The sequence below is a fragment of the Winogradskyella wandonensis genome, from assembly GCF_004346845.1.
In the GTDB taxonomy this organism is placed as follows: domain Bacteria; phylum Bacteroidota; class Bacteroidia; order Flavobacteriales; family Flavobacteriaceae; genus Winogradskyella; species Winogradskyella wandonensis.
Genome location: NZ_SMGI01000004.1, coordinates 145260 through 157710, shown reverse-complemented (window position 1 = coordinate 157710; position 12451 = coordinate 145260). Strand labels below are relative to the sequence as shown.

The 12451-nt window shown below is 35.3% G+C and carries 14 protein-coding genes; 5 read left to right on the top strand and 9 right to left on the bottom strand.

Annotated features, from left to right (window positions below):
- Window positions 1-28: 28 nt before the first annotated feature.
- From DFQ05_RS11615 to trmB, 5 genes are all read right to left on the bottom strand, one after another.
- On the bottom strand, window positions 29-268 hold the full coding sequence (locus DFQ05_RS11615; RefSeq protein ID WP_132705579.1) for a NifU family protein: 240 nt from the start codon (window positions 266-268) through the stop codon (window positions 29-31).
- Window positions 269-1411 (bottom strand): Mrp/NBP35 family ATP-binding protein, encoded by a 1143-nt coding sequence (locus tag DFQ05_RS11610; protein WP_132705578.1) that lies wholly within the window; start codon window positions 1409-1411, stop codon window positions 269-271.
- Between the two features lie 149 nt (window positions 1412-1560).
- Window positions 1561-1893, bottom strand: coding sequence for an MGMT family protein (locus tag DFQ05_RS11605; RefSeq protein WP_132705577.1), 333 nt, complete (start codon window positions 1891-1893; stop codon window positions 1561-1563).
- A gap of 1 nt (window position 1894) precedes the next feature.
- A complete protein-coding gene (locus tag DFQ05_RS11600; protein ID WP_132705576.1) occupies window positions 1895-2533 on the bottom strand; it encodes a LysE family transporter in 639 nt (212 codons plus the stop codon).
- 3 nt (window positions 2534-2536) lie between these two features.
- Window positions 2537-3211: a tRNA (guanosine(46)-N7)-methyltransferase TrmB gene (gene trmB, locus DFQ05_RS11595; protein WP_132705575.1), complete on the bottom strand. Its 675-nt coding sequence runs from the start codon at window positions 3209-3211 to the stop codon at window positions 2537-2539.
- A 71-nt stretch (window positions 3212-3282) separates the two neighbouring features.
- On the opposite strand from trmB, the gene DFQ05_RS11590 reads away from it, so the two are divergent.
- Complete coding sequence (locus tag DFQ05_RS11590; RefSeq protein WP_132705574.1) at window positions 3283-4344, top strand: glycosyltransferase; 1062 nt, start codon at window positions 3283-3285, stop codon at window positions 4342-4344.
- Here the strand turns inward: DFQ05_RS11590 and DFQ05_RS11585 are convergent.
- Together DFQ05_RS11585 and DFQ05_RS11580 are read right to left on the bottom strand one after the other, a co-directional pair.
- Window positions 4327-5367: a sensor histidine kinase gene (locus tag DFQ05_RS11585; RefSeq protein WP_132705573.1), complete on the bottom strand. Its 1041-nt coding sequence runs from the start codon at window positions 5365-5367 to the stop codon at window positions 4327-4329. The genes DFQ05_RS11590 and DFQ05_RS11585 overlap by 18 nt on opposite strands.
- A complete protein-coding gene (locus DFQ05_RS11580) occupies window positions 5367-6053 on the bottom strand; it encodes a response regulator transcription factor (RefSeq protein WP_132705572.1) in 687 nt (228 codons plus the stop codon). The genes DFQ05_RS11585 and DFQ05_RS11580 overlap by 1 nt, the downstream gene beginning before the upstream one ends.
- A gap of 234 nt (window positions 6054-6287) precedes the next feature.
- Between DFQ05_RS11580 and DFQ05_RS11575 the strand changes: the two genes are divergently transcribed.
- The 3 genes from DFQ05_RS11575 to DFQ05_RS11565 all read left to right on the top strand — a co-directional run bounded on the left by DFQ05_RS11575 (window position 6288) and on the right by DFQ05_RS11565 (window position 9350).
- The gene (locus DFQ05_RS11575) at window positions 6288-7964 is read left to right on the top strand and encodes a T9SS type A sorting domain-containing protein (RefSeq protein WP_132705571.1); all 1677 of its coding nucleotides are present in this window, start codon (window positions 6288-6290) and stop codon (window positions 7962-7964) included.
- A gap of 71 nt (window positions 7965-8035) precedes the next feature.
- The gene (locus DFQ05_RS11570) at window positions 8036-9016 is read left to right on the top strand and encodes a LuxE/PaaK family acyltransferase (protein WP_132705570.1); all 981 of its coding nucleotides are present in this window, start codon (window positions 8036-8038) and stop codon (window positions 9014-9016) included.
- Between the two features lie 46 nt (window positions 9017-9062).
- The gene (locus DFQ05_RS11565; RefSeq protein WP_338419715.1) at window positions 9063-9350 is read left to right on the top strand and encodes a YHS domain-containing (seleno)protein; all 288 of its coding nucleotides are present in this window, start codon (window positions 9063-9065) and stop codon (window positions 9348-9350) included.
- Between the two features lie 235 nt (window positions 9351-9585).
- Here the strand turns inward: DFQ05_RS11565 and tyrS are convergent, their stop codons facing one another.
- On the bottom strand, window positions 9586-10884 hold the full coding sequence (gene tyrS, locus DFQ05_RS11560) for a tyrosine--tRNA ligase (protein ID WP_132705569.1): 1299 nt from the start codon (window positions 10882-10884) through the stop codon (window positions 9586-9588).
- A gap of 90 nt (window positions 10885-10974) precedes the next feature.
- Here tyrS and DFQ05_RS11555 point away from each other — a divergent pair, with 90 nt between their 5' ends.
- Complete coding sequence (locus DFQ05_RS11555; protein ID WP_132705568.1) at window positions 10975-11994, top strand: NAD-dependent epimerase/dehydratase family protein; 1020 nt, start codon at window positions 10975-10977, stop codon at window positions 11992-11994.
- Here the strand turns inward: DFQ05_RS11555 and DFQ05_RS11550 are convergent.
- Window positions 11991-12449 (bottom strand): DUF4296 domain-containing protein, encoded by a 459-nt coding sequence (locus DFQ05_RS11550; RefSeq protein ID WP_132705567.1) that lies wholly within the window; start codon window positions 12447-12449, stop codon window positions 11991-11993. The two genes, DFQ05_RS11555 and DFQ05_RS11550, sit on opposite strands and share 4 nt — an antisense overlap.
- Window positions 12450-12451: the final 2 nt, after the last annotated feature.

Sequence of the window (12451 nt, the reverse complement as noted above, 5' to 3'; positions counted from 1 at the left end):
ATAATAGAAAGTGACAAAAGTCACTTTACTATTCCACATTAATCACTTTTTCTATTTGAGGCGCATACTTTTTAATTGTCATTTCTACACCAGACTTTAGTGTCATTTGATTGACACTACATGAAATACAAGCGCCTTGAAGTTGTACTTTTACTAATTTATCGTCTTCAATTGATAGTAAAGAAATATCACCTCCATCACTCTGAAGGAACGGACGAATTTCGTCTAGCGCCTTCTCAACATTTAACTTTAATTCTTCTGAACTCATTTATTTCTTTTTTACAGCAGAACATCCTGCCATTGTTGTAATCTTTATTGCTTCTGTTTCTGGTAAATTCTCGTTTCTAAAAACAACTTGCTCTACCACATTTTTGGTAATCGCTTCAAAAGCTTCCTCTATTGGAGTTGCTGTTTGCAACGCTGCCGGACGACCAACATCACCAGCTTCTCTAATACTTTGTACAATTGGCACTTCTCCTAAAAACGGTACTTCTAAATCTTCAGCTAAATGCTTTGCGCCTTCTTGTCCAAAAATATAATACTTATTCGTTGGCAACTCTTCAGGAGTAAAATACGCCATGTTTTCAACTATTCCTAAAACTGGAACATTGATACTGTCTTGCTGAAACATAGCCACGCCTTTTTTAGCATCTGCCAATGCCACATTTTGTGGTGTACTTACAACAACTGCACCAGTAATTGGTAAGGCTTGCATAATACTTAAGTGAATGTCACCAGTTCCTGGTGGTAAATCCAATAATAGAAAATCTAAGTCACCCCAAGCTGCATCAAAAATCATTTGATTTAAAGCTTTACTTGCCATTGGTCCGCGCCAGATTACGGCTTGGTCTGGCTTTGTAAAGAAACCTATTGATAGGACTTTTACGCCATAATTTTCTACAGGTTTCATTTTTGATTTTCCATCTACATTTACTGAAAGTGGGCGATCATTAGCAACATCGAACATAATGGGAATAGAAGGTCCGTAGATATCTGCATCTAGGACACCAACTTTAAATCCCATTTTAGCTAAAGTCACTGCTAAGTTTGCAGTTACCGTTGACTTACCTACACCACCTTTACCAGAAGCAACAGCAACAATGTTTGTAATACCAGGAATTGGGTTTCCTTTTATTTCGTTTTTTGGTTGTGGTGTAGTAGGTGCTTCTACTTTTATATTAACCTTAATCTTTGCTTTTTCGTAAACCTCGCGGTGAATCGTTTGTAAGATTTCGACTTCGGTCTTTTTACGAGCTTGTAGGCTAGGGTTTTTAATTGTTATGTCTACAATAACTTCGTCTGCAAATGTGACTACATTTGTTACTGCTCCACTATCTACCATATTCTGTCCTTCACCAGGAACCGTAATGGTTTTTAGCGCATTGAGTATATCTTGTTTGTTTAATTTCATACTTTAAAATCTGTCAAAAGGTTTCGACTGCGCTCAACCTGACATATCTTTATTTAGATTATTTCTAAATGCAAAGATACTGCTAAAAGTTTATATTTTTCGTTAAGAAAATTGAAAAGAACAATGAGTGAATACAGTTTGTAAATATGCTAACCTATCTCTTTTGAAGGGTCCCAAAAAATGGCTTCGAAATTCTGGATTTGATTATCGACTACTTTAATACCTTCATTTTCTAAAAGTTGTTGCATAAGGTTTGTGCCTTCGAAATGATGTTTTCCTGTGAGCAAGCCTTTTCTATTTACTACACGATGTGCCGGGACATCTTTACCAAAAGAGCCATTCATAGCGTAACCTACGATGCGTGCACTTCTTGTAGCGCCTAAGTATTTTGCAATAGCGCCATAGCTTGTTGCCCGGCCATACGGAATCAGCTTTGCAACTTCGTAAACACGCTCGAAAAAACTTTTAGTTTCGGGTTTCATCTTAAATTTCTCTAAGAATATTTATAAAGGTAATTAAGGCCACTAAACCTGTTACACTACCAATAATGTAATTCATGTTCTTCTGAGAGGTAAATGCTTTGTCTTTTATTTTATCAAAAAAGAAAATATAGACATAGAGCATCACAAAAGTCCCCATTGCTGCTCCCGTAACGTAGGTAATAATGCTAACACGTTCAAAATCCATGACACCAAAAGATGCCAAAGTAATTGTCATGTATGCCTGATATGGAATTGGAAACACATTTAGCGCCGACATAAACATACCGTAGAAAAAACGACTTTTTTTACTTCGGATGTCATCTTCTTCTACCACCTTGCTCTGTTCTTTTTGTTTAGAAGCTAAAACCAGAAAGTAAATAGTAATTAAAACAAAAATAACAAAAGCTACCCTTTGAAGAATTTCTACTACATCTGGTCGATTGCTAAGATATCTTGAAAAAATTGCAGCTATATACGTTTGGATAAAAACGACTAAACAGACACCTGTAGAAAACATTACACCTCTTCCTGCACCTTCTTTAAGACTAATTTTTGCTGCCGTCATATTTAGCAAACCTGGCGGAATTACGCCAATCAAGGCCACAAAAAGCCCAAGAAAAAAGACGATTGTAATACTCAAGATTTAGTTAATTAGAAATCTAATATACGTAATTGCTTTGTCTTTCTCTAAATATTGATTTTCGTAAAACGTCTGTATCTCAGTAACTTCCTCTGGACTACCTTCAAGCTTGTAAACATTATGATTAGCATATAACACTTCGTGACCAGCTCCATGAAGCAGACCTAAGGTGTAACCGTGCATAAACTCGCTGTCGGTTTTTAGGTGCATTATTCCATTTGGTTTTAGGACCTTTTTGTAGCGTTCTAAAAACTTTACATTGGTCATTCTATGCTTGGTACGCTTGTATTTTATTTGTGGGTCTGGAAAGGTAATCCATATCTCTGAAACTTCATTTTCTGCAAAAACATATTCAATTAATTCTATCTGGGTTCTAACAAATTTTGCATTAGATATTTCGTTCTCTAAAGCTGTTTTTGCTCCTCTCCAAAAGCGTGCGCCTTTTATATCTATACCGATAAAATTTTTATTTGGGTAGCGCTTTGCTAAACCAACGGTGTACTCGCCTTTACCACAACCTAATTCTAAAACAATTGGATTATCGTTTTTAAAAACAGTTGAATTCCACTTCCCTTTAAGTTTAAAATTGCCATCAATCAATTCGTCTCTTTTAGGCTGAAATACATTTGCAAATGTTTCGTTTTCTTTAAAGCGTTTTAGTTTGTTTTTACTTCCCACAATTATTTAATATTTCGGCAAAATTAAGGAAACATTTTAGCTTTATCTTTGTTGAATACACTTTCTTTAAATTGAAACGAGTTCATGACCATAAACGAATTTTAATTGCCCCATTATACTGGGGTCTGGGTCATGCAACGCGATGTATTCCGATAATTAATGCTTTAATCACACATGGATTTGAGCCCGTAATCGCCTCAGACGGTGGTGCTTTAGAATTATTGAGAAAGGAGTTTCCTAAACTGAAATCATTTGAATTACCATCGTATAATATTTCGTATCCCAAAAAGGGTAATAGTTTTAAGTGGAAAGTACTGACGTCTTCTCCTCATATTTTAAAAACTATAAAACGCGAAAATGCTATTATTAAAACCCTTGTTGAAACTGAACATATTGACGGAATTATTTCGGACAATAGATTTGGCGTGCGGCATCCATCTGTCCCTTCTATTTATATTACTCATCAGCTTAAAGTTTTAAGTGGTAAAACAACTTGGCTTAGTAGCAAGTGGCATCAAGATATTATTAAAAAATTTGATGAGTGTTGGGTTCCAGATTTTGGGGGTGACGCTAATCTAAGTGGAATTCTCGGTCATATCAAAAAACCAACCTTTAGCATAAAATATATTGGCGCTTTAAGTCGATTTAAAAAAGAAAAAAGACCTGAAACTATTGATATTTTAGCAGTATTATCTGGCCCAGAACCTCAGCGTACTCAATTTGAAGAAAAGCTAATAAACCTATTTAAAAAAGGTAACAAACAGATAACCCTAGTTCGTGGCATTGTTGAAGACCAACAAAAAATTACCAAAATAGGCGAAATAGTTTTGTATAACTTTATGACGACTGATGAACTACAAAACACCATTAACTCTAGTAAACTCTTAGTATCTCGTTCTGGATATACTACTATTATGGATTTAGCCAAACTCCAAAAAAAGGTTGTTTTTATTCCTACACCTGGACAGTATGAACAATTGTACTTGGCAAAAATGTTGTCTGATAAAAAAATAGCCCCAGCGTTTAGTCAAGATAGTTTTTCGCTCTCAGATTTAAAATGGGAAGCTAATTACTCTGGTTTTTCAAACATAGAGCAGCATACAGATTTTAAACGTTTATTTAGCCTTTTCTAGTGTAAACGAAAACTCGCTACCTACACCAGGCTCACTCTCTACATAAATTCTTTCGTTATGAGCTTCGATAATATGTTTTACTATAGAAAGTCCAAGACCAGAACCACCTTCTTTACGCGAGCCACTTTTATCGACACGGTAAAAACGCTCAAATAATCGACTTAAGTGTTCCTTTGCAATGCCTTCGCCATTATCGGTTACCCGGACAATTACCTTATTTTTAATTAAATTCTGAATACTTACCTCGGTAGTACCTTGCTGCAAGCCGTATTTAATAGAATTTACTATAAGATTGCTAAGTATCTGTTGTATGCGCTCTCTATCGGCAAAGACCAAAATCGGATTGCTATAATCCGTATCGAAAGTTAGGGTGATTTTTTTCTTAGCAGCTTTCATCTCGAACAAATCGAAAACATTTTGCACCAATTCTACAATATCAAAAATCTCGTAGTTAAGACTTAAATCACCAACTTCTAACTTGGTAATCATATCTAAATCCTTTAAAATATAGGTAAGTCGCTCAACACCTTTGCTTGCGCGTAACAAGTATTTTTCTCTGATATTCTTATCATTCATTGCACCATCAAGTAGTGTTTCTATATAGCCCTGAACTGTAAATAAAGGTGTTTTAAGCTCATGAGACACGTTACCCAAAAACTCTTTACGATACTCTTCTCTAACCTTTAATGTTTCGATTTCTATTTTTTTATCTCTGGCATATTTATCAATTTCTTCTGTAAGGGTTTTCATGTCCGTAGTTATGGGTTGCTGTCTTAAATCTGTCGATTCTAATAAGGTAAGGTCATCATAGATTTTTTTCACTCTTCTGTAGATAAAGTTTTCTACACGGTATTGAATTACAACAAAACAAACGGCATAACAGGCAAAAGGGAATATTAAAAACTCCCAGTCTAACTCATGAAATACATAAAGAAACAACGCCATAAAAACGGAGGCTACTATGGTAACATAAGCCGCAGTTTTTATAGCAAATCGGTAGGATTTTTTTAAATTCTTTTGCATTAGTCTACAAATTTGTAACCAACGCCTTTAACGGTTTTAAACGATTTATCGCCAATTTTTTCACGTAGCTTTCTTATATGCACGTCTATTGTTCTACCACCAACTACCACCTCGTTACCCCAAACTTTGTCTAGTATTTCTTCGCGCTTAAATACTTTTCCAGGTTTTGTAGTTAATAGCGATAATAACTCAAATTCTTTTCTTGGTAAAATAATTTCTTTGCCTTTGTGACTAATTTTATATTCCTCTCTATTGATAATTAAATCCCCTACTTTGGTCACAGAATCAGAAGGTGTTTCGTCCTCTCTAAGTCGTCTAAGAAGTGCTTTAACCTTACTTACCAAAACTTTTGGTTTTATTGGTTTTGTTATGTAATCATCGGCTCCAGCATCGAATCCCGCAACCTGAGAGTAATCCTCGCCCCTTGCTGTTAAAAACGTGATTATGGTATTGCTTAATTCTGGTATTTCTCTTAGTTTTTCACAAGCCTCTATACCATCCATTTCGGGCATCATAACATCTAAGATAATGAGGTGTGGTTTATGCTTTTTGGCTTTTTCGATGGCTTCTTTGCCATTATGTGCCGTTTTTACCTGGTAGCCTTCTGATGACAAATTGTAACCCACAATCTCTAGAATATCGGCTTCGTCGTCTACTAATAAAATTTTAATATCTCTTTTTTTCAAAATGACGTAGAATTATAACTCTTGGTAAATATAATTATAACTGCTTAAAAAAAATTAATGATTACCAATTGGTAACAATTCCCTAACATTTATCGAAGATTATTACACTTTATCGAATCTAAAAAAGACACACTTTAAATAATTGTAAAATAAGGCGTTAAATGCTCGTTACCATTAACTTAAAGCAAATATTCTTTTTATATTTGACATTCTTATAACTATAATTAATCAATTATGAAAAAACTTTACTTTTTACTTTTTACTTTATTAATCTCTATTGCTTCTTTTGGGCAGACGACGGTTTTTATAAATGAAATTCACTATGACAACTCTGGTAGTGATGTAAATGAAGGTGTTGAAATTGCTGGTCCTGCAGGTACAGATTTAACAAACTACACTATCACTTTGTATAATGGTAATGGAGGTGCTTCATATAACTCTGTTGCGTTATCAGGTCTAATTCCTAACGAAGGAAGTTCTGGGTATGGTGCAGTTTGGTTTCCTATCTCTGGAATCCAAAATGGTGGGCCAGACGGTATAGCATTGGATAATGGTGGTGCATTGATACAATTTTTAAGTTACGAGGGATCTTTTACTGGTGTTGGTGGAGTTGCTGATGGTGTTCTATCAACAGATATTGGAGTTTCTGAACCAGGTTCTCCGATTGGAGAATCTTTACAGCTAACTGGTACTGGTGACACCTATGAAGAATTTTCATGGTCAGCTCCTTCTACTGCTTCTCCAGATTTAATTAATCCTGGTCAAACTTTTTCTTCTACAAATATTCCTACGATATCCATTTTTGACCCATCTTCTGGAACAGTTTTTAATCCGGGCACGACTAACGTAGATGTAACATGGACAACGACAAACTTAACAGGCAATGAGTTTGTAAATGTTATTGTAAACATGGGAGCACCTAATAGTGTAGCACCTACAGCTACGCCATTCTCAGTAGCTACCATGGATGGTACAAGTTATGATGTCACTGTAGAATTAAGAGACGCTGGTAATGCCCTTCTTGATTCTGATACGACAAGCTTCAGTGTTGGTGTTTTAACTACTGTTGCGGATTTAGCTGCCGTGAGAGCAGATTATAATGCAAACGGGCCAGGTGCCTTTTACAGCGTTCAAAGTACGCCTACTGTTACTTACACTAGAACGTCCAGAAACCAAAAATACATCCAAGATGCATCAGCGGCTATATTAATTGACGATGCTCCAGGTATTATCACCACAACTTTTAGTATTGGTTCTACCATGAGTGGATTAGTAGGGCAAGTATCAGAATTTAATGGCATAATGCAATTTAATCCTACTCAAGATGCAGCAGTAGCAGGCAGTAATACTATTACTCCAGAGGTTGTAACCCTTGCGCAAATTATAGCAAATCAAGAAGATTATGAATCAGAATTAGTAAGAATAAATGATGTGACATTTGCGGCTGCTGATGGTACAGCAACATTTGCTGCTTCAACAAGTTATGATATTGCTGACCCTTCAGCTAGACTTTTAGCCGCTTCTACTTTTAGAACTAATTTTAGCGAAGCTGATTACATTGGTCAAGTAATTCCGCAGGGTGCGATTTCAATTAATACTTTTGTTGGAGAATTTAATGGTACACCGCAGGTGACATCAAGAGCATTGTCAGATATTGCTTTATCTACTGATAACTTTGATAGAAATGAGTTCTCAATCTTCCCTAACCCAACAAATACTGGTGAGGTTAACATTTCTTCTGTAAATGCCTCTCCAATAGCAGTTGCTGTATTTGATGTTTTAGGCAAGCAAGTTAAGTCTGAAACAATTTCTAATAATAGATTAAACGTTTCTAACTTAAAGTCAGGAATCTATTTATTAAGAATCACTCAAGATGGTGCAACAAGCACTAAGAAATTAGTGATTAGATAAGCATAAAGATTTTTTAAGTCTAAAAAGCGCTACCCATTGGTAGCGCTTTTTGTTTTGCTTAATTTTACAACATGATAGAAACGGACAGAATTTTCAATATAACTTCTGAAAAAGAATTTAAGGATTTAGCCTTAGAGGTCTTTAGATTTCAGTTTGAACATAATTCGGTCTATCGTTCATTTTGCGATTTGTTATTTATACATCCGTCCGACATAAAAGCCATTGAAGATATCCCGTTTTTACCCATTCAGTTTTTTAAATCACATGAGGTTTTAAGCTCAAGAAATCCTATCGAAAAAACCTTTACAAGTTCTGGTACAATAGGCAGTACAACAAGTAATCATTATGTTACCGACTTAAATATTTATGAAAAGAGTTTTGGAAAAGGTTTTGCTCATTTCTACGGCGACATAGAAGATTATGTTGTGTTGGCTTTGTTGCCTTCTTATTTAGAACGTGACGGGTCTTCTTTAATATATATGGCAGAAGATTTAATTAAAAACTCTAAACAGCCTGAAAGTGGTTTCTATTTAAATAATTTAGATGAATTAGCTAAAACGCTTCTTCAACTTGAAGAACGAAAACAAAAGGTTTTGCTTATTGGGGTTTCATTTGCTTTATTAGATTTGGCTGAAAACTTTGACTTCAATCTAAAACACACCATAGTTATGGAAACTGGAGGCATGAAGGGTCGAAGAAAAGAAATGATTCGCACAGAGTTACATGCTATCTTAAAAAGAGGTTTTGGAGTTAATCATATTCATAGCGAGTACGGCATGACCGAATTATTAAGCCAAGGGTACTCAAAAGGAAATGGGATTTTTGAATGTCCGCCTTGGATGAAAGTTTTAACGCGCGATACTGAAGATGCACTCACCATTCAATCTAAAGGAAAATCTGGCGGATTAAATATAATAGATTTGGCTAATATCAATTCCTGCTCATTTATTGCTACACAAGACTTAGGTAAAGTTTATAAAAATAACACCTTCGAAGTTATTGGGCGTTTTGATAACTCGGATATTCGTGGTTGTAATCTTATGGTTTTGTAAGACTCGTTTATTTTTCTCGACATAGTATCTATAAACTAAAGACACTATGAGACTCACACTTTTAATTTTCTTAATTAGTATTACCTGCATAAACGCGCAATCTATAGATTACAATCTAAAAAAAGGCTATGTGGCAGAAGGTTATGATGTGGTTGAATATTTTAACAATAAAGCCATTGAAGGTGATAAAAATTTTACAACTACGTACGACAATGTAAAGTATAAGTTTGCTTCACAAGAAAATTTAGATGCATTTTTAAAAGCTCCTGAAAACTATATTCCACAATATGGTGGCTATTGCGCTTATGCCGTAGCTGTAGATTCTAAAAAGTAGGTGTTGACCCAGAAACCTTTGAAATTAGAGACGGTAAGCTGTATTTGTTCTACAATTCATGGGGAATAAACACTTTAAGAAAATGGCAAAAAAATAATGTGAAAGGTTTACAGAAAAAAGCCGACCAAAATTGGGAGGCTATTAAAAATTAATTTTTGAAAAAGAAAAATTAATAATAGTTGAAAGTTGATTGATTGGTTGAAAATGCTCGGAGGCTTCTCCGAGCATTTTTGTTTTACACTACCTTGATGATGTAGGTATTTCGCTTCCCTTTGTTAAGGATTACATACTTACTATTAATCAAATCTTCGGAAGAAATGGTGTAATCTTCGTTTACTTTCTCTTTGTTTACAGAGACGGAGTTTTCTTTAAGTGCGCGACGTGCTTCGCCATTAGAGCTTAAAAAATCTGTTTTGGCAGCGAGAGCAGCAATCATATCTAAACCGGCATCGAAATCTGCCTTAGAAATTTCGGCTTGAGGCACACCTTCAAACACATCTAAAAACGTTTTTTCGTCTATAGTTGCTATATCTGTCTTAAAGGTTTTACTAAATAAAACATTAGACGCTTTTTCGGCATTTTTAAAATCTTCTTCAGAATGCACCATTGTTGTAATCTCTTGTGCCAATCGCTTTTGAAGTCCTCTAAGATGTGGTGCTTCTTTGTGTGCTTCAACAATAGAAGTGATTTCTTCTTGTTCTAAGAATGTGAAGATTTTAATATACTTTTCTGCATCTTCATCACTAGAATTTAACCAATATTGGTAGAATTTATACGGTGATGTGCGCTTAGCATCTAACCATACATTTCCGCCTTCGGACTTACCAAATTTAGAACCATCACTTTTAGTAATTAACGGGCAGGTAATGGCAAATCCTTTACCATTGCCAATACGACGAATTAATTCAGTGCCTGTGGTAATATTTCCCCATTGATCACTCCCGCCCATCTGTATGGTACAATTATCTGCTCTATATAGATGTAAAAAATCATAGCCTTGTACCAATTGGTAGGTAAACTCGGTAAAACTCATACCATCACTAGACGATTCTCCAGAGATTCTATTCTTCACAGAATCTTTTGCCATCATGTAGTTTACGGTAATGTGCTTACCTACATCACGGATAAATTCTAGGAATGAGAATTCCTTCATCCAGTCATAATTATTCACCAATTTTGCAGCGTTAGGAGCATCACTTTCAAAATCTAAAAAATGAGCTAGCTGTGCTTTTATGGCTTCTTGGTTATGACGAAGCGTCGCTTCGTCTAATAAATTACGTTCGCTAGATTTTCCTGATGGGTCACCAATCATACCTGTTGCACCGCCAACTAAAGCCACTGGCTGATGTCCGCAGCGTTGGTAATGTGCCAATAACATTATGGGCACCAAATTACCTATGTGCAAAGAATCTGCTGTTGGGTCAAAACCTACATAAGCACTTCGCATGGCTTCACTTAAATGCTCTTCTACACCAGGCATACTGTCGTGTAACATGCCTCTCCATTTTAACTCTTCAACAAAATTCTTTTCCATTGGTTATTAATATCAGAAATTAGTTTGGCAAAGATATGTTTCCGCTTTAAAACACAAAAGACAAATGTAAAAAACACTACCTTCGTTATTATGATTCTAGTTACTGGCGGAACTGGCTTGGTTGGTTCTCATTTACTTTACAAACTCATTTCTAAAGGCGAAAAGGTTAAAGCTATTTATCGTCGTGCCCATAAACTAGAAAAAGTAAAGCATGTGTTTTCTTATTATTCTGAAAATTGGGAAGCCCTATTTAATAAAATTGAGTGGATTGAAGCAGATATTACCGACATTCCTAAACTACAAGAAGCCTTTACAGGGATAACACAAGTTTACCATTGTGCCGCCTTTATCACTTTTGAGCCTGACAAGTACAAAACCCTCCGGAAAATAAATATTGAAGGTACAGCCAACATAGTTAATCTATGCCTGACCAATGCTGTAAAAAAATTATGTTATGTAAGTTCTATCGCCGCTATAGGAAATACTCATAATCCGGATACTTTAATTACAGAAACGACACCCTGGAATCCCGAAGCGGACAATAGTGTGTATGCCATTACCAAATATGGTGCTGAGCTTGAAGTTTGGCGTGGTTCTCAAGAGGGTTTAGATGCCGTAATTGTTAATCCAGGCATTATTCTTGGACCTGGTTTTTGGCGAAGTGGTGGCAGTGGAAGTCTGTTTAACCAAATTTACAAAGGAATGCATTTCTACACGCATGGTGGCTCTGGTTATATCGATGTTTTGGATGTTATAAACATAATGATTCTGCTTATGGAAAGCGCCATAAAAAATGAAGGTTACATTTTAATTGCTGAAAATCTATTATTTAAAGATTTTAATGAGAAAGCAGCTAAAGCTCTTGGGGTTTCTAAAAAGCAAAAGCTGGTTAAACCTTGGCAACTTTCAATTTTATGGCGATTAGATTGGTTGAAGCATAAGTTATTTGGAAAACGAAGACAATTATCAAAGCAACTAGCAAGCACACTAACTTCTGTAACGAAACACGATAATTCCAAAGTTAAAACTGCTCTGGATTACAATTTTATAACCATTGAAACCTCTATAAAAAACGTTTCTAATTTGTACTTGAAAGATTTAAGAGACTAATCAATAGGCTTTACCCTAGATGGTGGGTCGATTAACTTCTGCTTTGTTTTCTCTGCTTGGCGTAATTTAACAAGAGAGTCTTTTTTCCGTTTTTTTTCTTCTTGTTCTGCCTTATCGATTGCAGTATACTTTTCTTTTTCGGCTGTTATCCGCGATTTAATAGTTTCTATCATAGATTTATAACTCTCTACATCGTGAGCATAATAGTCATTACTCTGAGCGAATTGTAAACTATCTATATTGTGTTTTTTTAAAATATACTGTTCTGGATTTAAGCCTTCCTTTTCAAACTTTACCCTACTTACACCTTTTGCCGAGCTAACGATAAACATATCGTAAAGAACATCTGTCATTTTATCTTTAGCTATAAGGTTGTCTGGTTTCTCTGGCTTAAGCCTGGGCTCACAACTTAACAGCGATAGTATTGCTAGTATTATAAAAAATAGGTGTCTCATTA